Genomic DNA, 23400 nt, shown 5'->3' on the forward strand with positions numbered 1-23400 from the left:
AAAAGCATATTATTGAAAATTACACGACTTCAGGATTGAAGTAAGATTTACATTCCTTCGAGTAAAGTGTTAAAAACTGGATAGAATAATGGGTAGTTTCAGCATGAAGGACGTGAACGTTGTGAACAGGTCTGAGAAGTCAACTACCCGAGAAAATAAGCCTCAAATCAATAGCGATATTCCGCGTCAAAATATTGGCAAAAACATTACCGAGAATGAGCAAATCTTAAAGCATATATTTCAAAATTGTTCAGACATTCTATTTCGCGAAATGACAATTCAAGGCTCGACTAAACTGCTATTAATCTACGTCGACGGAATTATCAATGCCGACATCATCATGACAAACGTCCTTAAACCATTAATCTATGATGGGCTGCCTCAAGGACTTGGGACGATCGAAACGATCTCTCAAATCTGCGAAAAAAATCTTATTTCCATTTTGCAAACCAAAAAAGTCTCTGACATTGGGGATATTACGGAACACATTTTAAAGGGGAACATCGCCATATTGGTAGATGGAGATGACGTCGCCCTGCTTGGGAATGTCTCACAATTTGAAACTCGAAGCGTTCAAGAGTCTTCTGGGGAGATTACACTTCGTGGTTCCAGAGAAGGCTTTACTGAAAAGCTTCGAACCAATACCTCACTGCTGCGCAGAATACTGCCAACACCAAAATTGAAAATGGAATCGTTACAAATCGGAAACTTAACGAAAACAGAAGTCGTTGTTGTCTATCTTGAAGGTATCGTTTCCATGTCTGTTTTAAATGAAGTTCGAAACCGATTAAACCAAATCCAAATGGATGGCATATTGGAGTCGGGATATATCGAGGAATCCATTGAAGAGAGTCATTTTTCACCTTTTTCTCAATTAGGGAGCACCGAGCGCCCGGACGTGATTGCAGCTGGTTTGCTGGAGGGGAAATTGGGGATTATTACGGATGGATCTCCTTATGTACTTGTTGCCCCGATAACATTTTGGGGTGGATTACAGGCGCCTGACGACTATTATGAACGATTCCTGTTCGTGAATTTTAGTCGATGGATTCGATATGTATTTATATTCTTTTCGGTTGTTTCTCCCTCTATTTATATTGCTCTAACCAATTTTCATCCAGAGATGGTCCCTCCAAAACTGATGATTACAATTACCGCACTGCGAGAAATGTCTCCATTCCCGTCAGTGATTGAAGTTTTTATGATGGAGTTGATGTTTGAAGGTTTACGGGAAGCAGGGATCCGCTTGCCGCAACAGATCGGCCCCCTCGTAACCGTAGCAGGGGCATTGGTTATTGGTGAGGCTGCAGTGCGCGCCGGAATCATCTCAGCACCTATTGTGATTGTCGTTTCTGCTGCCGGCATTGCATCATTTGTCATTCCGCGGTATCGAGCCGGCTTTCCCCTGAGGATATTAAGATTCCCATTATTAATACTCTCTGGGACATTTGGTTTATTAGGGTTAGCCATCGGGATCATTGTGATTATTACACACCTGATTCAGCTTAGTCCATTCGGGACTCCTTATCTTGCTCCGGTAGCTCCGCTTATCCCACGTAGGCTCAAAGATGTGTTAATACGTCAACCGCGTAAACTCGCCAAGTATAACGTGCCTGAAAATGAGGCGGAACAACCATGAAGAGAATAGGAAAACTTAATATCATATTGCTTCTGATGGTAGCGATTCTAACGGGCTGCTGGGACCTTCGAGAACCGAATCAGCTCGCATTCATTAACAGCGCGTCCATGGATCTTACCAAAGATGGCAAATTTGAAATCAGTTCTCAAATAGCGATTCCTGCAGCTATAGGCGGTAGTCTAGACGGCGGCGGTAGTGCTGGAGATAAAAAAAGCTTTCATGTTGTGTCGGCTACGGGAAAGAATTTTATGGATGCTGGACAAAACCTTCAGACACAGCTTTCTCGACAATTGTTTTACGGTCATCGCCAGACAATCCTTGTCGGGCAAACGTTGGCCGAATATGGGATATCAGACTTTGTCGATATGTTTATTCGCAATCCGCAATCGGAGATGCGCTCAACGATTTATGTCGTTAAAGATGGACTGGCCAAAGATCTCCTTTCCCTGGAACCTAATTTTGATCCGTTCACTTCAACGGAACTCGTAAGTCAACAACATATCTTATTTATGAAGCCATACTATTACCGAAATTTTTTGACAGAAGCTTTGAGCCAAGGTACAAATCCCCTTTTACCTGTGGTAAGCATGACTCCCTTAAAGAAATACGTTTATTCCGGAGCTGCCATTTTAAACAAAGATAACGGTTTGAAATTAGCAGGATTCTTGAATACGCAAGAATCATTCTATACCAATTGGCTTACTGGCAAACAAGGGGGTTTTGTCATCACTTCATATGTCCCACAGGGAAAAGGTAACGTTAGCTTAAAAATGCAAAAATTAGATCAGCGTATACAAGTGAATCTCGTCAATGATCAGATACAAATCGACGTACTGCTTGCAGGTAAAGCAGCAATTGTAGAAAACAATGCAAACTTAGATCCGACCACACGAAAAGATCTGCAAATCATACAAGATGAATTCAGTCAAAAGACTCAAAAATCGATCCAGCAGCTCATTGATAAAGTACAGAAGCAGTACAAAACGGACATCTTCGGGTTTGGTGAAGTCATTCATCGAAAACACCCGAAAAAGTGGAAAAACTTAGAAAAAGATTGGAGCAACACCTTTTCTCAACTTCAAGTTTCGGTCAAAGTAGAAATTGTTTGCAAAGACCCGGGCCAAACGACTTCATCTATCATGGGCAGGCCTTAATCTATGTACAGCCTGTATGTCATCTTAGAGGAGTGAATGAATCATGAAGATATCCGGAAACCAACTATTTTGGATTGTTGTAACAACAGAAGTCATTACAATGCTCGGGTTAAGAATTTCACCTGCTATCATAATAGCCAAACAAGATGCGTGGTTATCGATGTTAATTGGGGGTGGCTTAGGGATAGCCTTATGCTTACTTGTTGTTCATTTGAGTATGCTCCACCCCAATCAAACATTGACTCAATTTAGCCAATCCCTTCTAGGAAAATGGCTAGGAAGATTAATTGTTATTCCGTTTCTCCTTGTATGGTATGTACTATCTGCTGCTTTATTGCGTTCATTTGCTGACTTTTTACATCTTGTGCTCGTTGATAGTACACCTATATGGATGATTATGCTGCTATTAATCGGTGTCACGATCTATTTGACTTATACTGCAGGAATTAACGGAATCGGTCGATTTTGCGAGCTCATGGGACCGATAATCATTTTAATGTTGCTACTCTGTATCATTTTAAACATTGGCAATGTGGATTTGCATCAATTAATGCCGATTTATTTTGATTCAGGTTGGTTGAACATCTTAAAAGGATCACTCGCTCCCGCTTTTTGGTTCGCAGGCCCATTTACCTTCCTGGTGATCATTTCTTTTATGCAGCATCCGCAAAAGGCGCTTTCACGATCTATTTTAGGAGTGGGTACTACCATTTTCTTAGTTTCTGTCTCCACACTTATGGTATTGTTGGTTTTTGGTCCAAATTTAGCAGCCAAAATAAGATTTCCTTACTTCATGTTTGTAAGAACGATTAATATATTAAATTTCATTCAAAACATCGATATATTCATTATGTTTATCTGGATTTTCGGAGTGTTTGCCCAATTATCACTATATTTGTTCATCGTTAGCTATGAAACGGCGAAATGGTTCAAGGCTAAGAAGTGGCAGAATATGATTTGGTTCGGCGCGCCGGTGATTTTTATTTTGGCTATTCTGATTCCGGATGAGACGTCTTTCACACAATACGACAAATTTTGGTCTTCCGTGATATTCCCCGTTTGTGGTATCTGTATTCCCCTATTATTATGGATCATCACGATCATAAAAAAGAAATCCGTGAGCCGCTAGAATTTGGAGATATACGTATTATGTCCAACAGACTGACCAAAGTACTATACTATTGGTATTCTAACAATGGGAGATGACTTCTTTATGAAAGCATTAAGACCGGTTCAGGCACTGAAATCTGTCATGTTTGGAATAATGATGGCATTCGTTTCGATAGGCGCGACGCCCTTTTTGGTTATTAAAAGCTTTACTCATCCGACATGAGGAAACAGCAGCTATGTTATGGACGGGCAACAGGGTATAACAGCTATGGAAAAGATGAATTCCCTCGAGGGGCACGGATCATTCGTTTAGAAGAAGGGGAGCACTCTTTTAAATCATGGATTCGGCTGGATGATGAAACAAAGCTTATCAATCAAGAGGAACATGCACCAGCGCATGTTTGGAAACGAATTTAAGCAAATGTGTCATCGATCATCCAACTAACGGAAAACTAAAGTTCAATCCCGCATGACGGCAACCACACTCGATTGGCTGCCGTTGTCAGTTGAACTAACGAAAACTATAGCTCAATAACACCTAAGACGAGGCTACCGGCATGATCGACAGCCTCGTTAAGCTATTGGATAGTTCAGCACAATAACTCGACACAAACCTAGTCCATGAGCAATTATTGAAGAAATAGCATTATATGGTATAATTTAGAAGAGCAACAACTGTACATAGATAGGGATGGTAAATTTGTTCGATTGGATTGAGGAGTCTATGCCAACCAACAGAAGTGCGAAGCAAATACTTGGTAGGCGGTTTAATTTGAAAAAGGTTTCACTTGAATCTCCTGCATATATGACTGAATTAGCACGATTGCTTTCAGCTGGCAGTGCGCTTCTTTCGGACAATATGATGAATGTCTATTCTGCGAAAGATGAAACTGTTCGTTATTTAATAATGAATGACATAGCACCTCATTTTGAAGATGTAAAAATTGTTTGCGTTGAAGATGAAATTGAAGTTGTTAATATGCAATACCTTAAACAAGAATCAAAAAAAATGTTTGACAGTACGAATAACGGAATAATTCAGGTTATACATGACTTATTTAGAAATAATGACATGAGTATATGGACAGATGGTAAAAAAAGAGAACTTACTCGTTACTCCGTTAAACTCAATGAGTTAGATAAGTATGATATTGACAATACAAATGACATTCAGGATTTTTTCACAAAAGGATATTTTGACTTAAATGAAGAGTTTGGCTTTATCCCAACTGGTTGGACATTTGTAGATGAATTGAAAGAGTCGAAAGCTTTGAGGTTCTTTGCCACCTTTATCCCCACTATAACATTAGTTGTTGATTTAAGTGACAAGCAAGTTGTTATGATACAGCTTTCTGGGGATTCTATGAAAGAATGATTTTTTCAATGTATTTTAAGATTATTAGTTATTTGAGGGGCTTTAAACACAACGCGGTTGCCGACATGGATCGGCAGCCGCGTTGTGCTAACGGGCAGATTAATTTAATAGATCGTAATAATCAGCAAGGGATATTTCATGAAATTAACGAATATAGTTCATACAGTTTTCTAAAGATAATTTTGCGACTAAATGAGTACTTATAAAAACTGACCTGAATTGGAGGTTAAAATCTTTGAATACTCATATTAATCCAAAAGATGGATCAACTCTTATTTGGGTACCATCTGGAACATTCATGATGGGAAGCAATGAATTTGAAGTTAGGCAACTTTGGACAAAGAACGAATGGCATGAAGATTGGTTTAATGCTCAAGTTGGAGGCAAGGATTGGGTTGGGGAGTTATTTCATCATGAAGTTGAAATCGATGGGTTTTGGGTTTATCGTGATTTAATAACGATTGGACAATATTATCTTTTTATGCAAGACACTGGACACCCTGCACCGGTTGATAATACGATTCACAGTCGACGGAACAGTGCTTGGCATGATGGGAAACCAGTTAAAGGAACAGAAAATCTTCCTCTAAGTTCTGCTTCTTGGGAAGATGCAGTGGCTTATTGTGATTGGGCGGGAGTAAGACTGCCATATGAAGCTGAATGGGAGTATGCAGCTAGAGGACCGGAAGGTAGAATCTTTCCTTGGGGAGATTCATTGGATCTACATGATTGCCGATGTGGAGACACTGTTGCAAATAAGTTCTTCAGGTCTAATGAAGAATGGCGTCTTTGGTTGATAGGGAGTGGTAGAGATCCTAATGGTAAATATCCTGACTCTTCATGGCTTGGACAAAGAGTAGCTCAAATTGAAGGGCCGACAGTTGTAGATTTATATCCAAAGGATATATCTTGGTGTGGTGTCCGTGGAATGGCGGGACAAGTACGAGAATGGTGTATGGATTGGTATGATCCTGATTATTATATTCAAAGCCAACGAAAGAACCCGCGAGGGCCAGAAAAGCATGGAAGTCGATCTGGTCACGCACCTTGCAGAATATTAAGAGGTGGTTCTTGGTCTAGTCCAGCATATACAAGCAGAGGATCTCAACGTTTGTTCTATCCACCGGATAGGCGTGATTCTAACGACCATGGTTTTAGACCAGTGATAAATTTTCGGATCTCCTGAGGTGAGGTATATGCTGGAAGAGATACTTTCAATTATTTTTGGTGTAGCATCCTTTCTAGTTTTTAAATTAAAATTGAGCAAAGACAAATTTTCCTGGAAAGATTACATATTTCAATTAATCGGGATTACGGTATTCATTTTAATAATAAAATGGATAATATTGCTTTTTTAAATTAAAAGTCCATTACCGATATTAATGATAATGGTCATCTAAGCTAACGGAAACGATAGTTAAACATAAAGGGTTCCACATATTAGTCATACATAATATGTAGAACCCTTTTTTTTATTTGATTTTCTTAAGTTTAGGTCTTTTCAGTCTAATACTTTATTTTCCTTGAACATAATGATGATATAGCCGTTCGCATTCTACGAGTTCAAATTACCAAATTGAAGTGTCTACGGCAAACGCTGGCGCATCGAAGTTTTCTTCCGGGTCGCTAAGCAGGAACTCGGCTTTGAGTCTTGCCATTCCAAATCCGAGGCACACCAGCATGCACATATGGAATTACTTTTTGCAACCGAAACCCTTCTTACCTATGCGTTATGGCAATTAAACAACAAAAAAACATAGTGATGATGAAGGCTACACCCACGGCGAAATGGTTCGTGGCCTCTTCCACACTCGTTGTCAGGTCCGTCGCAGAAACCGCAAAGGGTCTGAACGAATCTTCATCGATTTTGACATAGAAGCACGCCGCTTTGCAAGTCTTATTTCGGATTACTGGCCTCCCCAACTTTTCATGACGTGATGGCCGGTTTACTCAAACATAGATTCTCACAAATACCAATTAATCTCGCGAACTGCATAAGTCCTGTGAGTTTTTCAAGTCTCTCAATTATATGTGATATTTACACCTATGTTACAAGAAGTTAATATTTAGACAACAAAGTTAGTTTATTCTATAAAAGTAGTTTAATAGATAACTAATACCTAATAAGAAACTAACGATCCTTAAATATGTATCTAAAAAACCCCTTCAGTGAAGAAGTGAAGAAACTGAAGGGGTTTTTTAGATACAATTAATTAAATATAAAATGTAACAAGTACATTATCTTTTTTTCGAACATATCCACCTAAGTAGTCGTGGGCTTTAAATATGTAGCATCATACGGGGCAAATCATCTATGCAGCAAAAATGAGAAAGGGACAGCTTGTATGGCAATACGATTAGGGATAAAAACTTGATATAATTGACCAGTGGTTAAATAGTCATTGATCCCCAAGGACTATTTAATTTGAAAGGATAAGCATGCCAGTAAGCAAACTAACGGCGTTTATGTTGATACGGATCGATTCCAGTAGAATTTAATTTTATGAATGTCGAAATCAATGTGAAAAGTCACAAAACAGATAAGTGGAAATCAATGCTATATTTCTGAAAAATCAAAACTATCGCTCTATATGATATACATTTTTTATAGTCTAATATTAGGTTGAAAGGCTGATTGCTATAAAAAATACGGAGGTTGGCAAATGAGAACAAAGGTAACAAAGCGAATTACAGTATTAACTCTCATCTTTATAGTAATCCTGTCTCTATTTAGTAGTTTGGCTTCTGCCTCGCCTGAAAAGTCAGTAAAGGCAGAAGGGAAAACAATTGTATCGCTCGTTTTAGCTGCACCTAGAATTACATTCATAGATGAAGGGGAAGAGCGTCCTATCGCTTTGAAAGCACTTTATAGCGATGGTTCGATGGAAGACGTAACTAATTTAGCTAAATGGGAATCAAGAGATCCGTCGATTGCAAAGGTTGAAAATGGCGTATTAAAAGGGATATCACCAGGTGATGTTTCATTGAGAGTAACCTACTCAACTTTCCCACAGATAAACTTCTTTGCTTCTATAAGAGATGTTCCAGAAAATGTAACGGCGCTTCTACTTTCGGCTGGCAAGTTGAGGTTAGAAACCTCTGATAAGCCGGTTCAAGTATTTGCCTTTACAAGGGACCCCGAGAGTAGACAGGTTACTTCTTTAGGAAGTTGGACAACGACAGATCGTAATGTTGCTACAGTTAGTAAAGATGGTCTGATTACCCCAGTTGGAATAGGCCAAGCATATATATATTTTAAATACGATAAATTGGTTGATGCTGTACTTGTTAATGTTGTTAAGCCGGAGAAGCTTGTAATTGATGAACCTGCTGTTGAAATTTTGCCAGGTGCAAATTGGCCGGTTCAATTAACCGAAGTATTCAATAACGGAGAGTCAGAGAATGTAAATCCAAGTGAAGTGAAGTGGACTGTCGAAGATAGCAGCATTGCAACGGTAACGGATTCAGGATTAATCATAGGAGGTAAGACAGGTAAAACAATTGTGACAGCTTCCTATCGATCAGATGTTCTTCCTCCAGTTAAAATTGAGGTTACTGTCACCAATAAGCTTACTACTCCAAGAGTTATTGGTTTGGCTGCTTCTCCATCAAACCTCTCCATAGGTGTAGGTGATGAAGCGCCAATTGCAATAACAGCGATTTACAGTGATGGGAGCACGGAGGATGTCACAGCTTCCGTTCAATTGTACTCCGACAATTTCTACGTAGCTTCAGTTCAGCAAAATTTTGGTGGTACATCAAAGGTTATTGGTCAATTGAGTGGCGCAACCGTTTTGCATGCTATCTATGCTAATGGTCGTCACACTGTAGATATCCCGGTGGCTGTCGCGGATAAAGATGGTCAGAAGAAGGCTCCAACCCCTGAATCGATTTCTGTTACACCAAATATAAAAAATATGGTGGTACATCAACAGCAGCAATTGGAGGTAAAAGCGAGCTATACGGACAAATCTGTTGTAAATTCGACTCCATCTGCGGTTTATAAATCATCTAATCCTGATGTTGTTAAAGTGAATAAGGATGGCCTACTTACTGCTGTAGGTACTGGTACAGCCATAATTACCGTAGATAGCTCCGGTTACTCAAAGCAGGTTCCTATTGTCGTTTCAAAAGAACCTTCTAAAGATTTAGTGAATAAAATTGTTGATCTGATTCCTAGTGAAACTAACATCTCCTTTCGGTTAGCCGAGGGCATGCATTCGTTTTCTGTAAAAGCAAAATATCAAGATGGTTCAACAACTGACGTCACTTCAGATTCAAGATTCACATCACTAGACCCAAGCATTGTTACAGTTAAGAATGGTGTTCTTACAGCCGTTGCACCAGGTACAACTCAGGTCCTTATCAATCACGGGACAAGCACCGAAATCTTGAAGGTTTCAATCCTTTCTGAAAATAATGCATCTACGGGGGATTTAAAAATAGAATCATTGCTTGTATCCTCATTGGATGTTATTGTTCAAAAAGATAAGCTTTATCCCGTACATGTTTTAGCCCAATACAATGATGGAACTCAAAAAGAGATTACGAAGTCAATCCAGTGGATTTCAGAGGATCCTAATGTTGCTGGTGTTACAGACGGGAAATTTACTGGAAAGAAAATTGGTAAAACGAAAGTTAGTGCAACAATTGAAGGTTTCCCTTCTATTCAAATTCCAGTAAAAGTAACAGAAAAAGAGGGACCAGTTAATTTAGTCGGAATCACTAAAAACATACTGGGAATGCTAATACAGCCTGAGGCAGGAGCTCCTGTAGATGTGGACGCCTTTGCGGAATATACAGATCATAATATAGTTCAGGTTGATACTGATGGGAAGTGGGAATCTTCCGATGAGAAAGTAGCAACTGTTGATCAGAACGGGGTCATTAGATGGGTCGGCCCTGGTGAAGCATACATCTATTTCAATTATGGAGGTTTGAGAGATTCTGTTTGGGTAAGAAACACAAAGCCTGTAGCTTTAACGTCATTTCCCCGCAATGTGATGTTAGAACCTAATAAGTCGACGGACGTGTCTATAATTGCTTTCTTTGGTCATCCGGGCAGAGATGGTAATTGTGATTGTTTTGATGTTACTAGCCTAGTAAAATGGACGGTGGCGGACGAATCGGTTGCAACGATTTCTGCTGATGGACATATCATCGCTCACGCTGTTGGAAAAACGACGATAACTGCTACTGTTTTTGGTATGTCAACGACAATTAATGTTGAAGTCGTAGCAAAGTATCCTACATTTACATTGGGGATAAGCTCTTCGCCGGGTTATATCGTAAATTCAGCAGGCTCAACAAGTGAGGTAGTCATTAATGCAATGTCTAGCGATGGAACGGTAAAAGTCGTTACGGCTGATGTCACATGGAGTACGTCTAATCCGGAAGTAGCTGAAGTGACCGCTGATCATAAGATCGTAGCGAAATCAGAAGGAGCAGCTGTGATATTTGCGGAATATGATGGATTTAAAATAATTATTCCTGTTGTAGTAAAACCTAAATAAATAATGTCAATTATGAATTATTGATGATGAGATGAATTCTCCAGCCATATTCAATTTGAAAAGCCAGCGATTTGTTACGCTGGCTTTTTACTATAGTAAGTTTGGAGGCGATACAAATAGAACATTACATGAACCGTATCACAAATAGAAGCATCAGTTTCATCTCAAGCAAGAAATAAAGGATTTGCAGCAGCATCAAATATTTTTGACACATCTTCCATAGGAACATGCTTGTACGATAAAGGTAAGAGTCAGAATTTTATCCTCTAAACGTAATGGTTGGAATTGATTTTGTTTCGTTTAGGAGTTATATTTTAATTCAAACAATGTGCTAAGTAATGGTGAGCAGTAGTCCGCGTAAACCGCGGGCTTTTTTATTTATCGGCTCAAGTTCTTGTAAATTGACAATGTCAAGAACTTGAGTCGATTGCCGATTTGTGACAAGAACATTGTCCGAATGCCGACACATAAAATTTAACCGCTAAACTAACGGGCAGATTAATGCAATAAGACTTAAGAATTAAATTGTAACTTTTGTTTGTAAAGTAACGTCTATTTCTTTAGAGGTGAGAACATGATTAGGAAGTTTTTCTTCATTGTTGTAACTTTAATAATAATCCTTTCAGGTTGTTCTTCAGCCCCAAAAGCCGAGAACCGTATAAATGAATTGGAGTATGGTAAATCAGTACGCTTAAGTTTGGCGTGGAATGACAATATTTACGAGTTGGTTGATGAGTCAATACCAATCGATCAGATTGATAAGAAAATAGGGGTAGTGAATAAACAAGTTAGTCCGTACCCAACCAATAATGGTGAAGTCGGTAGAAATACCTCTGAAGGACCTACGATAATTGGGAATGGTGGAGGCAATTTATTTGCAATTAGAGGTGTAAATCAGCAAGAGCAATTAGCCATTGAACTCTCAAAAAATATTTACAAAAAATGCATCTTTTTCACTAAATTACCGTAGATTATAATTTTTTTTTGTTCTACTAACAAAGAACTATAGTTCAACTTCGAAATGGCAGCTGCGTGGTAGCCTTTCGCTCCGCTAACGGGCAGGATACTGGCAATGTATCACGAATGTAAAAATAAGGTAAACGAGATACGGAGGGGAAATGTATGACTGAGGATTTTTATTGCGATGAGGTATTAAGTGGTCGTACTTCTGTACAAAAGGTATTGGAGACGGAAAATGTTCTTGCTTATCATCACACTCGCCCTTTTTATCCCGTTCACATTGTTACGATTCCAAAGAAGCATATCCCAACTCTTCTTACACTGGAACAAAGCGACAATGAGCTCTTAATTGAGTTGATGGACGTTGTTAAAAAGGTTGCATCTCAGGTTCTGTCTGAGCATGGAGCCTGCAGGGTGCTGACTAATTTGGGGAAATACCAAGACTCAAAACATCTTCATTTTCATGTATTTTATGGCGAGCCATTACGCTAATCGTATTTGTTTTGCTCGCCGAACTAACGCAGAACGTTAGCTGCATAAAGACAGATAAACAAAGCAGGCGCCGCGGCAACCTGCTTTGTTTATTGAGGTATCGGGCAGGTTAGTGGAATAAGATGGTCCTTTTAGTCCATCCTTTTTTTGTAATTAAAGGATAGTATTTAATGGATAAAGACAAATAGGAGAGTGAGGGATTTATATATTGACGAAGATAGTCCGGTTTTTCGGCATAATGATACCGATATTGCTTAGTATTCTCGCTTGCAGTAATGATCAGGTTCATCATACCAGTATGCCAACAGCAAACTCTCGACATAGTGACCAGCAATCGGTCTATAGACCTGACTTGTTTCTTGAGAATATAGCCTTTCCCTTCGGTGAAGGTTTGGGACAACCACTAGAGTCAGGCACTCCTCCTTCTGAGGCAAAGCTTATCAAAAGCTTTGCTCTATCTCGCTCTGAGGCGGAAGTTCATATTTATAAAAGTGGTGGTGATGCCTCACCAATATATACGGGGTATCTCAAGGGGAAGAACTCGGAATGGAAGTTGGGTAACTTGACTAATTTTAATGAAAATCAAGCTTGGATTAATCCGATGAATTTCTTAACCGGGGATGTGTCTGGCGCGTCTATTGAAATCCCTTTTGGTAAAATAGGTGCAAAGAACGGGTTGGTGATTTATCATCACAAAACCGATTCATGGAAGATAATCGATTTTCAAGGACATACCGCCATTCCGATGGATCTCGACAATGACGGTGTCCCTGAATGGGTCGGAAACCAGACGGATTGGGTTCCGCCTGCTGTGGAGATCCATCGTTGGGTCGCAGAATATGATCGTTTCGAATCGACAGTTATTCAATGGGATAGTAGTCTCTTCCCTGATGAGGCTAAAGAAGAAGTTTTTTACTCATCCCTTTTTGTGGAGGAGGGGAAGCATTTCATTGAAATTGGCAACAAAGATGGTTACGCCTTTTTTACATTTGACCACGGGTTCTTAAAACAGTACAAACCCGCCGACACCAGAAGCCGTTTCTTGGAAATGCAAATGGCTCGACAGCATCATTAATTTTGAATATCATAATGCTCGTTGCACTAACGGGAACTATAGCTTAACGGGCAGTATAATGGTGAAATAAGGCAAGGGGGGACAGGATTGAAGAAATCTTTGTGGTGGATCATCGGTATCGTTGCTGTGGTGGTTGTAACGGCTTATTTTGTTTGGTTGAGGCTTCCTGTGCCTAACGTTAGGTAAGTCGATGCTATTCATGACTCTCTTACGGTAACCGCAGGATTGCGCTAACGCGAAACGATAGTTGAGGGGCTTGCTTCAAGGTAGCTCCTCTTTTGTTTATTAAAGTAATGAGAGTTTAAAATAAGTAGAATTTGAAACTTTTTCCTTATAATTTGCGTCTAAACTTCTGAAGAGAATTTATTAGCAAGTAATAACTTTTAAACCAACGGGTACACACGTTTGATATCACCTAGAAAATTCAAATTACGACTTCTATGCGTCTCAGAACGTTTGCTTACTAATAATTCGGTACTATTAGGAGATAAAAATATGAACAAAAAGTGGATTACTATTACAATTACTGGAGCGGTTATTGCAGGAATACTCTCCCTTACACCTGCATTCGCTACTTCTACTCCAAAAGAAAATGCAACGACCATTAAAGTAGTAACTGTACCAGCAGAGCAACAGCAAAAGAAAGAAGTCGTAGATCGATTGTACAAATCATGGGAAAATGGAATTATTAAGATTGAGGAGAGTAAAGGTGAAAAATTTAAAAAGGATGACTGGGATTTAATATACGGAGTTGATATTGACAGGCATTTCACAAACCAACTTTCAGATGTTGAAGCACAATCGTTCTTTATGGCACTAAACGAGGCTAAAAAAGCATATAAAACGGGTGACTCTCAATATGGAATTTTGTTGAGTAAAGATCACAAGGCAGCCAGAGTAGTATGGGAACGTTCTAACGGAAGCTTTCATATAGCGGATATCGTTTTAAAAATCAAATCCACGATATTGAATAAAGACGAAAATATATGGACACTGGTTAATCAAGAGGAACTGCAATAGGTAACGACCACGGTTCATAATTAAGCAATAATGAATCGTTCAACTAACGCAGAACGATAGTTGAGTAAATGTTATACGATTGAAATCTTATTTTCATCCGGTATTAATCATTAAAGGTTATAATAAAAACTGACCCCCTTTAAAATATAAACTTAGACCCGCAGCCCGTTGCTGTGGGTCTCTTTTTGTCATTAAACTAAAGAGCAGAATAGTTATATGTATATATTTTTTCCCTACCAATAAAGAGGATGAAAACATACCATAATATGGTATGTTATTATTGATGTGATTTTTATGGGAGCTAATTATTTAAGAAAAACCTCTGTTCTTAGTGAGTGGGCTTCTGGAGTTGGTAAGACTACAGTGATTTCGGAAGTGTATAAAGTATGTTCGGAGTACATTACTTTTGACCATGATACTCTACATAAGTCTCTAGTCGATTGGAAAATCATTATAAATGGAGGTATTTATATGGATAATGTTTGGGATGAAATAAACAAGATAGTTGAAAATTATAAAGTACAAAACCATTTGAGTGGCACTTTACTTGTGTCACAAGATGGTAAAGTATTATTTGAGAAAGCATATGGTAAGGCTAATATGCAGTTCGGTGTTGAAAATACTCTGGAGATGAAATTTTTTATTGCATCAGTCACAAAAATGTTCATAGCTGCCGCTGCTATTAAACTTCATGAAGAATCTTCAATTAATCTACATGCACATCCAGGAATTTATATTGATACGCTCAAACATGTGCATCATAAAATCACATTACACCATCTAATATCTCACACCTCTGGATTATATGATATTTATGCGATACCGAACATTCGATATGAAATGAGCAAGTTGAACAACGAAAAAGGTGATTTTCTTAATTATTTGAGTAATCAGGAACAACTGTTTGTCCCAGGTGTAGGATGGAAATATAACAGTACAGGTTTTATTATAATGGGGTATATACTTGAGGCAGTTACAGGAAAACCATTTGAAACCTTACTGAATGAAATATTTTTTAATCCACTAAATATGAAAAGTACCGGACTTCATAATCCCCGACAAATTGTTGTTAATCGAGCGTATGGATACACGATTGAAAACGGAGAATTTAGGAACGCAGATTACGATAAATTGGTTGAAATTGAAGCACCAGGTGAATTATATTCAACTGTTAGGGATCTCAATATATGGTGTGAAGCTATTTTAAACGAAACAATTCTATCAAGAGCTTCTGGAGATATTATGTTTACACCATATGCATCTGTAGATTTTGATCCTAAATTTAAGTATGGTTATGGTTGGTTTTTGGGTGAAAATTTCAGGTGGATTCCTGGAGGATCTCCGGGATATAAAGCAGACGTTTGGCAATTTCCTGAGAAAAAAGTGAATATAATCATGTTGTGGAATTACGAGAAAGTAAATTCATATGTGTTGTTTGAGAGAATAAGGAATCTGTTGAATTTATAAAAAGTATCATGCAACTCATCGTTAATGAAAACCCTAATTACACATAGGAGAATATTGAACCAGATTGAACTAACGAGGAACTATAGTGAGGGAGCTTGCCGCACGGCAGTTCTCTTTTTGTTCATCAAGTAACGGGAGGAAAATGCAACTATGATTAGTTTTTATGCGTCTATTAAAAAATAAAGGGGGAATTAATTTTGGTTCTCTGGGGAGTTCCTTTTGTAGCAATCACGGCTTTCCTATTGGGGGTATTTATATATTTTCTTTCTGCCCTTTTATTTCTTAAAAGAAAATCAACGAGAACAAAGCTTTTAAGAGTTATTTTCGCAATTATTGTCTCGGTTTCTTTTTTCTTAAAATACATGAACAATCTCGCGAACCTTGACTAAGCTAACGCAGAACGAAAGTGAAGGAGTTTGCCTCGTGGTGCTCCTTTTTTTGTTCGTTCAAGTAACGGGCAGTAGAGTGTGGTGGTAGCTTGAGTTTAAGCTATCACTTCTTCCGCTGTATGGGAGTTATACGCAACTATCAGTGATTTACGGCGTCTACATATTTGGGATTATTTTCTATTTTAATGGGATGGAGTAAAGATTTATGTTCATGGAAGAAGAGCAATGAACTATAAAAAAAGTTACTTCGTTTATGTGTTTCTAAATCGAGTAAGTGTTATCGAAATAATAGTTACAATGAATTAACTTTCGAAATTAATGAGGAGTGGAGACTATGAAGAAATTTATTTCTGGAATTATTGTTGGTGTTGGAATTTCAGCTTGTACAGTTACATTAGCGTCAGAAAGTCTACAAGCATTCTTATTTCCGAGTACAGTTACATTTCATAATAAAGGTGAAACTACAGAAGTTTCATTTAGCAATGATGATCCTGTAATTAATTATAATAATAAAGTTTATATACCCTTACGATTGTTCTCTGAGACGTTGAATGGGAAGGTAATTTACACAGCTCCTTCTGAATTAAGTGGAGGGAAAAATGTAATCGACATCTATTTAAACGATGATGATAAAAATATGATACGAGATAATGAAGGCATTGTCTCCATTAGCAATTTGGAGAGCACCTTCTCTGGAAATAATAGTTATTCACTATCAGGTTTAATAACAATAAACAAAGATCTAGAGGGAAAAGTAATCGAGATACACGCTTTAGATTCAAATAAGAAGGTAACTGGTTCCAGTGTGGAGATAACAATAGAGGGGCTTTCATTGGCAAAAGTTGGGGACACGCGGAAGTTCTCAGCACCCATTTTTTCACAAGGGAAAATAACCTCATTTGAAGTTGTGGTCAAAGATTTGTGGGGACTAACCAATTTAGAATATTTTTCAGATGGAATGATAAATAATGTTGCTGGCATTTCATTTGGTCCACCTTCAATAGATGAAAACAAAAAAGCTCTCATTTCTGGTCTCCAATTTAAAAATCAAAGCAAAAATGACTTAAATATCGAACCACTCTCCATCGAGTTTCAAATTAACAAAGTAATTGGTGATCGAAAGGAAATCGTCAAGAGTTATAAACTATCTGATCTCAAGGGTGAAATTCCCGCTATGTCATGGTATAAAGCTTACCTTCCAGCATGGGATTTAAGGGATCAAAACGGTGCACCAGTTGCACCTGGTAAATATGAAGTAAGTATTATCGTACCTAACTCACTGAAATATAATATTGAAGGGTCAGCTGTTACTGAAACGCTATATAATTTTGCACGGTACAAAAAGTGGGATATAGAGTTAACCCAAGATCAGATTAATAAGATAACAAATAATTAGTATGGGTTTATAGCGCACTCTTTTATTGGGTTTGTTGCTAAACTATCGTTCCGCTAACAGGCAGTTATCTATATTTCAACAAAAACTTTCAAAATCAGAAACAACCTGTGGTATATAATGGGTTTATGATCCCACCGAACATAGCGAGTATTTTATTAAGGAGTTGATACATTTGAAAAAATTTATTCTTGGATTAGTTGTAGGAACTTCTTTATCCATCACTACGGTGGTGTTTGCTTCAGAATCGCTCCAAACCTCTTTGTTTCCAGCATTTTTTAAAATCAATGGTCTAAATGCCCCCTTAGAGAAAGAGTATGCTGTGCTTAATTATCAAGGGCACGCTTACGTCCCTGTCCGATTTATGGCTGAGCAGCTAGGAGCTTTTGTAGATTATACAGATCAAGGGATGTACAAGGACATTACCATTAATCATTTCCCTTCAAATGTAGCCATACTTGCTGATAAAAAATATTCCAATATTCACTTTGGTTTGCTCGATTTGTACTTAGACGGCGGATATACGGGTATTCGAGGATTATTAGCTTTAGATCAAGATAAGGATTCGCAAATCAAAACCGAACATGACATTGAGTTCAAATTGCATTTTTATGATGCGAACGATAATCTGATTGGAACGGCATCAGGCACGTCAAGAGCTGATGGCTCTGACCAAAAGCAAACCATAAGCACGGGTGAAATCAAGTGTGTTTCGGCTGGCGAAGTCGGTGATTTCTCTAAATATGTAAACGTGGATTTTGAAGTCACAGCCTACAAATAATCCGCCTTGTCATTGAACTATCGGCGAACGTTAGTGAAATAGCGGTTGCTTCGGCAGCCGTTTTTGTTTTCCCGCTAACGGTCAGAATAGTTGGGAAATCCTATCAAGGAAAACATTTACAAAATGGAACATGTGTTCTAATATTGATTGGTGAGCTTTACTATTAAACTAGGAGTTGTTGTAGGTTGATAAAATTGTTTCAGTATAACTTGATGATTAGAAATGAATGGTTTGAATTGTTAAAACAAGTCCCATCAGAAGAATTGTTACTTAACCGCACAGGTGGATTAGGTAGTATTCTCAAACACTCTTTCACATTTTAGATGTGGAATATAGTTGGATTCGTGGAATACAAGGTAAGCCTGATATCCAATTACCATTTGAGAACTTTCAAACACTCCTGCAGGTAAAGGAACTTTCAGATTCTTGGATCGATGAAATACAAGCATTTCTTAATACGTGGACTTCGGATTATGAAATTGAAACAGTCAGTGTTCCGTGGACAGTAGGGGTTTTTACCAAGGGCGAAATTTTGCGTCATGTAATTGCTCATGAAATTCATCATATGGGTCAGCTTTCTATTTGGGCAAGAGAACTGGAGCTTCAACCAATATCAGCCAATGTTATTGGGCGAGGGTTGGTTTAGTAACAGGTTGAACTAACGATGAACTTTACTTCAATCCGCAAGTTTTATATAGAACAATTTGATAAATGAAAGGAAGTGACTAATGAACATTCGTCTGTTGAATGACTCTGATGCCCAAGTGTACAGGGAAGTAAGGTTGCGTGCATTGAAAAATGATCCCGATGCATTTGGATCAACGTATGAGCAAGAAGAAACTAAACCTCTGGGGCACATTATAGAAAGGATACACCATACAAAAGATCAATTTACATTGGGATGTTTTGACGACAATAACACATTAGTTGGCATTGTCAATTTTTCACGTGAAAACAGGCTTAAGACGGCACATAAAGGAAATATTTACGGCATGTACGTAGAGCCTAAATTTCGAGGACAGGGGTTAGGTAAAGCCCTTCTAACAGCCTTGATTGAAAGAGCAACAAAAGAATGTGAAGGGTTGGAACAGATTCATTTGACGGTTGTGTCTAATAACAAATCAGCAAAACGCTTATATGTCTCGCTGGGGTTTGAAGTTTACGGTGTAGAACCACATGCATTAAAGTTTGATGAACAGTATTTCGATGAAGACTTAATGATTTTAAGATTGCGACTTTAAACTAAAGGTGCACGATAGTTCAATGAATGAGATGGGATCTGCGTCTGCGGATCCCGTTTTCATTTGGTTTTGAAACACAACAAAGGCCACAAATGGATGCTTTCCGCTAGTTGCCTTTGTTGTACAGATGCCCCTGATTTATACTAATTTAACATGAATAGGTATACTATTCCCTCTATTTCATTTCAGCAGGTACCTCAGTGCTCTTTACTTCTCTTCAATGGTTTGCCATCCACTAGTAGTACCGTAAGGGATCAATATTTGGGAATTCCCCGTCAGCCTATTAATTTTCACTACTAAAGGCAAATTACTACTACCATAAGCTGTATGGTCGTACCGATACAACGTTGGATACACAAGAAAGCTGAATAATACAATCAAAACTGCTCCGACACCCAGGACACCTAAGTATTTCTTCATCGCCGTTCAACTCCCCTATTTCAATGACCCAGTGTGCACTTCCAAGCAACATCCACAAAGTTTATACGGTAAGCCTTTTAATTCCATACGGCCAATCAGATCTTGTATGTCCGTCGAACATAGCTTTGGATGATCAGACGTAATTGGGTTATCCCGATTCTTCAGTGGGGGACTGTCCAACGACGGGCACCGTTTTGCAGAATGAATTATATACGTCATAGGTGACGTTGGAGTCCAAGTGTTGATGTTAAGGACGAATCCTCCAGGATTATGCTTACGCCATTCTAGATATGCAGGTACTTCACTTTCTTCCGTGAATTCCCGGTAATTGTCCAAGAGCTTTCCTCCTATGCCCCAAATTACAAAGCAAACTTTCTTTCAAATACATTATAGACACGCAGCCGCGGTTCTTGATCTAACGTCCCCAGGTAATAACATTAATACGTATACAAATGCAGGGAAATGCTTCGTCAGACCAAACAACTTGGCGGGATCAGTCTCACTCATCATAATACGGTATCTATCTGAGAAGTTGCTATGACCTGTGGCTTTGTAGTCTATGTAATCTAACCTTGCCTTCGTAAGGCTGTTTTCACGGCAGTCGAACAATTTCTCTTATCCAAACAATGATCTCCAAAATGATCTCTTTTTTTCAGGACTATACTCAATGCCTGCTAAAGTGTAAATACGTTGGTGATACAAAGGATCAAATCTATCTAACAGACGTACTTCAAAAATGAAGTTTTGAATCTCACTCATCAATTCAAGGCTAATCATCTTGCTTGTGACCTTTTGCATCGCAGGAGCAATTCTTGGATCGTCCGAGGGAATCTCTCCTGCCCGCATTAAGTGGAGAACCTTATTCACTTCAATAGCTTCTTTATCTGGGACAAATGATCCAATTCCTGCAATTGACGTAATCATAGATTGCTCTGTGTCTTCATTGAGAGTATCGTATTCAATTAGATAAGCAAGGAACAACTTAGCTGCCTTTACTATGGTATCTTTTTCGCAAGGAAGAAGAGACTCTCTTCGTAGAATGGCTTCTTCAGTGGCTAATGCCGCACCATATTTGTTGATAATTTCTCGAGCCTTATCTAACTTCATATTTTTGAGCACTCCTAATCAAATATAAGATATTCGTCTCAACTAACTTATCATGTTTTCACTTCCACATATATACATTTTTAGAAGGACTGCACTATTCGCTCCGCTGTCCTCAGGGATATTTAATGAACTGAGTTAAAAAGTTCATCAGAATTTTATCAGTCACCTTTTGAATGATCAGCAGAAGCTTTTGAGTCTTTAAATTCTCAATGAATTCATCGTTACGCTAACGGGGAACTATAACGCAACTATGCTTTGTTTTTATACGTCTATACTTACAAAGCATGAAAGGAAGTCAATACATGCAAAGAACTTATAAATTAATGCGTCAACTATTAGTTGTAGTAGCATTATTGGTAGTTTCTACTGGATGTTCTAATACGGAATCAACGATTGAAAAAACAACGAAAAATGAAGTCTTAAACTTACCAAAGTCACAGCAGCTGCAAGAACTACCCTTTGAAAGTGGAATAGGGCGAGCAATTATTATTTTTGAAGAGAGCGGTGCTGATTGTATTATTTATGCGAAAGGCTTAAATCCTGGAGAAAAATATACAATTTCTCTAGTAGTAGATAATGGAGTCTCTCCTGGAGTGATATTTGGTCCAATAGAGAATGTCAAAATGAAGGTTGGATCACTGGAAGATGAAGTAATGTTTAAGCCGAATTCCGAAGGTGAGCTATTCGTTTCTATGCGTAACCCAATTCGATTATTTACAGTAGCTAAGGAAGAATTGTTCTTTAAGATAGAATCTGAAAATAAAAAAGTAATTATGAAGACTGTTCCCTTTTTAGTTAATAAATAAGGAGTATAGCATAGTCGTTAAACTAACGGGAGAACGATAGCGAAATCATGATGCGATGGCAGCCGGCAAGAATGCTCGGTTGCTTTTTTATTGAAGTACGGGCAGTTATGCTAAATAAGATTGTGATAAAATGGAAAATATCTTGAGATAATCTACTCCAACAATTTTGAAGGAAGGAAACCCAGAAAATGAAGTTGGTCTGTTTTGGAGACAGCATCACCGCGAGGACAGAAGGATATGATCGCCCGTTATTAACACTTAAACTGAAGGAAAAACTAAGAGGAAATTGGGAAGTCATTAACGCTGGTGTACCAGGCAACAACACATACGATGCACTTCAGAGAATTGAGAAAGATGTCATAATTCATAATCCTGATTTAGTGACGGTACTATTCGGAGCAAATGATGCTGCGTTTCACAAAATGATTCAATTGCAAGACTATAAAAGGAATCTCACCGACATTGTTAAGATGATTACTCCAAGAAAGACGATTCTTATCAGCCCCTCACCAGTTGACGAGAGTTTGCAACATGCGCGAACTAATGCAGTTCTTAGGCAGTATACGGATAGCGTTAAAGAAGTGAGTGTAGCGACAGGCAGTTACTATATTGACTTGTTTTCAAATATGGTTGGACTTCAAAATTTGAGCGACATTTTACTAGGTTTAAGAAACGATGGTTTACATTTCGGTGAACGGGGTTACGACTATTTATCCGATGAAATATACAAAAAGTTACAGATTATAATGAAGGGCTGGTATTCAAAATAGGTCTCAGATAGGAATTACGGAATGCAAATTTCCTTTACTCTTGAGTATCATGGTTGGCTAGATATAGAAGTTACAGATATGTCAGGCAATTATAATATACCAGCATCATTTATGACGGATGTTATTTATGATATTATTCAGCGTGTCTCAAGTTTGCTTTACGGTGCATCAGAAACAGTAATCGTTATTCAGACTGAGCCAAACGAATGTCGAATTCGTATTCAGCGAATAGATTCCGACTGTATTTTTGAAATATTTGAATTTAATGATAATTTCAACAAGGATGAAATTGACAAAGGTTCATGTGTATTTAAAGCTAAGGTCAAATTAAAGGACTTATTAAGGAAAATTCTAATTGAGATTAATAAATTACTTGATCTAGGTAAGGAAGAGTATTATCGTCGATGGGGGTTTGAGTTTCCTGACGATGTGTACGAAAGATTTACAAAAGCGTGGAAAGCGCTGAAAGATGAAGAGCAGAAATGAATTAAATAGAATGCTCATTAAATCGAGGTATGGTCGTTGAACTAACGGAAACGATAGTTCAAATACAACCAGGACGAGGCTGCCACAATCATAGGCAGCCTTCGTTGCGCTAACCAGGGCAGTTTGGTTGAATAAGTACAGTACAATTGAATTTTGCACTTTTGCAATGGTTTATGCCTATGATAGTATAGTGAAAGCAGTG

General features: G+C 38.2%; 19 protein-coding genes and 2 pseudogenes. 19 read left to right on the plus strand and 2 right to left on the minus strand.

What is annotated here, in order from left to right; all coding sequences use genetic code 11:
- The first annotated feature begins 103 nt into the window (after positions 1–103).
- From QFZ77_RS14920 to QFZ77_RS14990, 16 genes and pseudogenes are all read left to right on the plus strand, one after another.
- On the plus strand, positions 104–1639 hold the full coding sequence (locus QFZ77_RS14920; RefSeq protein ID WP_307440781.1) for a spore germination protein: 1536 nt from the start codon (positions 104–106) through the stop codon (positions 1637–1639).
- Positions 1636–2793: a Ger(x)C family spore germination protein gene (locus QFZ77_RS14925; protein ID WP_307440782.1), complete on the plus strand. Its 1158-nt coding sequence runs from the start codon at positions 1636–1638 to the stop codon at positions 2791–2793. The genes QFZ77_RS14920 and QFZ77_RS14925 overlap by 4 nt, the downstream gene beginning before the upstream one ends.
- Positions 2794–2836: 43 nt before the next feature.
- The gene (locus tag QFZ77_RS14930) at positions 2837–3922 is read left to right on the plus strand and encodes a GerAB/ArcD/ProY family transporter (RefSeq protein WP_307440783.1); all 1086 of its coding nucleotides are present in this window, start codon (positions 2837–2839) and stop codon (positions 3920–3922) included.
- A 681-nt stretch (positions 3923–4603) separates the two neighbouring features.
- Positions 4604–5278 (plus strand): hypothetical protein, encoded by a 675-nt coding sequence (locus QFZ77_RS14935; protein ID WP_307440784.1) that lies wholly within the window; start codon positions 4604–4606, stop codon positions 5276–5278.
- A gap of 235 nt (positions 5279–5513) precedes the next feature.
- Positions 5514–6464: a formylglycine-generating enzyme family protein gene (locus tag QFZ77_RS14940; RefSeq protein WP_307440785.1), complete on the plus strand. Its 951-nt coding sequence runs from the start codon at positions 5514–5516 to the stop codon at positions 6462–6464.
- Positions 6465–6873: 409 nt separating this feature from the next.
- Positions 6874–7038: pseudogene (locus QFZ77_RS37800) on the plus strand (transposase); the annotation flags it as partial.
- Between the two features lie 903 nt (positions 7039–7941).
- Entirely contained in the window at positions 7942–10791 is a 2850-nt protein-coding gene (locus tag QFZ77_RS14945; protein WP_307440786.1) for an Ig-like domain-containing protein, read from the plus strand.
- A 574-nt stretch (positions 10792–11365) separates the two neighbouring features.
- The gene (locus QFZ77_RS14950; protein ID WP_307440787.1) at positions 11366–11761 is read left to right on the plus strand and encodes a hypothetical protein; all 396 of its coding nucleotides are present in this window, start codon (positions 11366–11368) and stop codon (positions 11759–11761) included.
- Positions 11762–11913: 152 nt separating this feature from the next.
- Positions 11914–12243 (plus strand): HIT domain-containing protein, encoded by a 330-nt coding sequence (locus QFZ77_RS14955; RefSeq protein WP_307440788.1) that lies wholly within the window; start codon positions 11914–11916, stop codon positions 12241–12243.
- A 208-nt stretch (positions 12244–12451) separates the two neighbouring features.
- The gene (locus QFZ77_RS14960; RefSeq protein ID WP_307440789.1) at positions 12452–13318 is read left to right on the plus strand and encodes a hypothetical protein; all 867 of its coding nucleotides are present in this window, start codon (positions 12452–12454) and stop codon (positions 13316–13318) included.
- 495 nt (positions 13319–13813) lie between these two features.
- Entirely contained in the window at positions 13814–14338 is a 525-nt protein-coding gene (locus QFZ77_RS14965) for a hypothetical protein (RefSeq protein WP_307440790.1), read from the plus strand.
- Positions 14339–14809: 471 nt separating this feature from the next.
- The gene (locus QFZ77_RS14970; protein ID WP_307440792.1) at positions 14810–15805 is read left to right on the plus strand and encodes a serine hydrolase domain-containing protein; all 996 of its coding nucleotides are present in this window, start codon (positions 14810–14812) and stop codon (positions 15803–15805) included.
- Positions 15806–16528: 723 nt separating this feature from the next.
- Positions 16529–17590: a flagellar hook assembly protein FlgD gene (locus QFZ77_RS14975; protein WP_307440793.1), complete on the plus strand. Its 1062-nt coding sequence runs from the start codon at positions 16529–16531 to the stop codon at positions 17588–17590.
- A 172-nt stretch (positions 17591–17762) separates the two neighbouring features.
- Positions 17763–18368, plus strand: coding sequence for a stalk domain-containing protein (locus QFZ77_RS14980; RefSeq protein WP_307440795.1), 606 nt, complete (start codon positions 17763–17765; stop codon positions 18366–18368).
- Positions 18369–18580: 212 nt separating this feature from the next.
- Positions 18581–19014: pseudogene (locus QFZ77_RS14985) on the plus strand (DinB family protein).
- An 82-nt stretch (positions 19015–19096) separates the two neighbouring features.
- Positions 19097–19609 carry a GNAT family N-acetyltransferase gene (locus tag QFZ77_RS14990; RefSeq protein ID WP_307440796.1) on the plus strand — a complete coding sequence of 171 codons (513 nt, stop codon included), beginning with the start codon at positions 19097–19099 and terminating at the stop codon, positions 19607–19609.
- Between the two features lie 207 nt (positions 19610–19816).
- Here QFZ77_RS14990 and QFZ77_RS14995 read toward each other — a convergent pair whose 3' ends face one another.
- Both QFZ77_RS14995 and QFZ77_RS15000 read right to left on the minus strand, forming a co-directional pair.
- Positions 19817–20029 (minus strand): hypothetical protein, encoded by a 213-nt coding sequence (locus QFZ77_RS14995; protein ID WP_307440797.1) that lies wholly within the window; start codon positions 20027–20029, stop codon positions 19817–19819.
- Positions 20030–20644: 615 nt separating this feature from the next.
- Positions 20645–21136 (minus strand): hypothetical protein, encoded by a 492-nt coding sequence (locus QFZ77_RS15000; RefSeq protein ID WP_307440798.1) that lies wholly within the window; start codon positions 21134–21136, stop codon positions 20645–20647.
- Positions 21137–21438: 302 nt separating this feature from the next.
- Between QFZ77_RS15000 and QFZ77_RS15005 the strand changes: the two genes are divergently transcribed.
- From QFZ77_RS15005 to QFZ77_RS15015, 3 genes are all read left to right on the plus strand, one after another.
- Entirely contained in the window at positions 21439–21942 is a 504-nt protein-coding gene (locus QFZ77_RS15005) for a hypothetical protein (RefSeq protein WP_307440799.1), read from the plus strand.
- A gap of 188 nt (positions 21943–22130) precedes the next feature.
- On the plus strand, positions 22131–22712 hold the full coding sequence (locus tag QFZ77_RS15010) for a GDSL-type esterase/lipase family protein (RefSeq protein ID WP_307440800.1): 582 nt from the start codon (positions 22131–22133) through the stop codon (positions 22710–22712).
- Positions 22713–22733: 21 nt separating this feature from the next.
- Entirely contained in the window at positions 22734–23198 is a 465-nt protein-coding gene (locus QFZ77_RS15015; RefSeq protein WP_307440801.1) for a hypothetical protein, read from the plus strand.
- Positions 23199–23400: the final 202 nt, after the last annotated feature.

The sequence above is a fragment of the Paenibacillus sp. V4I3 genome, assembly GCF_030817215.1.
GTDB lineage: Bacteria > Bacillota > Bacilli > Paenibacillales > NBRC-103111 > Paenibacillus_E.

Coding starts and splice junctions, on each gene's coding strand:
- QFZ77_RS14965 (WP_307440790.1), top strand. CDS start 13,814: ATGAACAAAAAGTGGATTACTATTACAATTACTGGAGCGGTTATTGCA.
- QFZ77_RS14945 (WP_307440786.1), top strand. CDS start 7,942: ATGAGAACAAAGGTAACAAAGCGAATTACAGTATTAACTCTCATCTTT.
- QFZ77_RS14990 (WP_307440796.1), top strand. CDS start 19,097: ATGAACATTCGTCTGTTGAATGACTCTGATGCCCAAGTGTACAGGGAA.
- QFZ77_RS14995 (WP_307440797.1), bottom strand. CDS start 20,029: ATGAAGAAATACTTAGGTGTCCTGGGTGTCGGAGCAGTTTTGATTGTA.
- QFZ77_RS15015 (WP_307440801.1), top strand. CDS start 22,734: ATGCAAATTTCCTTTACTCTTGAGTATCATGGTTGGCTAGATATAGAA.
- QFZ77_RS15005 (WP_307440799.1), top strand. CDS start 21,439: ATGCAAAGAACTTATAAATTAATGCGTCAACTATTAGTTGTAGTAGCA.
- QFZ77_RS14975 (WP_307440793.1), top strand. CDS start 16,529: ATGAAGAAATTTATTTCTGGAATTATTGTTGGTGTTGGAATTTCAGCT.
- QFZ77_RS14950 (WP_307440787.1), top strand. CDS start 11,366: ATGATTAGGAAGTTTTTCTTCATTGTTGTAACTTTAATAATAATCCTT.
- QFZ77_RS14930 (WP_307440783.1), top strand. CDS start 2,837: ATGAAGATATCCGGAAACCAACTATTTTGGATTGTTGTAACAACAGAA.
- QFZ77_RS15010 (WP_307440800.1), top strand. CDS start 22,131: ATGAAGTTGGTCTGTTTTGGAGACAGCATCACCGCGAGGACAGAAGGA.
- QFZ77_RS14955 (WP_307440788.1), top strand. CDS start 11,914: ATGACTGAGGATTTTTATTGCGATGAGGTATTAAGTGGTCGTACTTCT.
- QFZ77_RS14925 (WP_307440782.1), top strand. CDS start 1,636: ATGAAGAGAATAGGAAAACTTAATATCATATTGCTTCTGATGGTAGCG.
- QFZ77_RS14970 (WP_307440792.1), top strand. CDS start 14,810: ATGGATAATGTTTGGGATGAAATAAACAAGATAGTTGAAAATTATAAA.
- QFZ77_RS15000 (WP_307440798.1), bottom strand. CDS start 21,136: ATGAAGTTAGATAAGGCTCGAGAAATTATCAACAAATATGGTGCGGCA.
- QFZ77_RS14920 (WP_307440781.1), top strand. CDS start 104: ATGAAGGACGTGAACGTTGTGAACAGGTCTGAGAAGTCAACTACCCGA.